Annotated in this window: 1 pseudogene; it reads left to right on the top strand. The window is 64.1% G+C overall.

The window, feature by feature from the left end:
* Positions 1 to 384, top strand: a pseudogene (locus tag OEJ37_RS34855) (cation:proton antiporter); the annotation flags it as partial.

Below are 384 nucleotides of genomic sequence, written 5' to 3'. Positions count from 1 at the left end.
CCGCTCGCTCAAGGGTGTGCTGAGCTTCGTCTCGACGCTCGCGCTCTTCATCCTCTCGATCGTGCTGATGCGGATCGCCTCGATGGATGGGGCGCCCGCAGGCAACGGCGTCTATCAGCTCGGCAACTGGCCCGCCCCTTTCGGCATCGTGCTGGTGCTCGACCGCCTTTCGGCACTGATGCTGTGCCTGACGAGCGGACTGGCGCTTGCCGCCCAGGCCTATTCGATCGCGCGCTGGCACACCGCGGGCCATCATTTCCATTCGCTGTTCCAGCTCTTGATCGCCGGCCTCAACGGCTCGTTCCTGACCGGTGACCTTTTCAACCTCTTCGTCTTCTTCGAGATCATGCTGGCGGCGTCCTACGGGCTGCTGCTGCACGGCTC

It is taken from the genome of Burkholderia sp. BKH01 (genome assembly GCF_025685725.1).
GTDB classification, from domain to species: Bacteria; Pseudomonadota; Gammaproteobacteria; order Burkholderiales; family Burkholderiaceae; genus Burkholderia; species Burkholderia pyrrocinia_C.
Note: the sequence above shows the minus strand (reverse complement) of the source record. Positions and strands in the feature narration are given on the sequence as shown.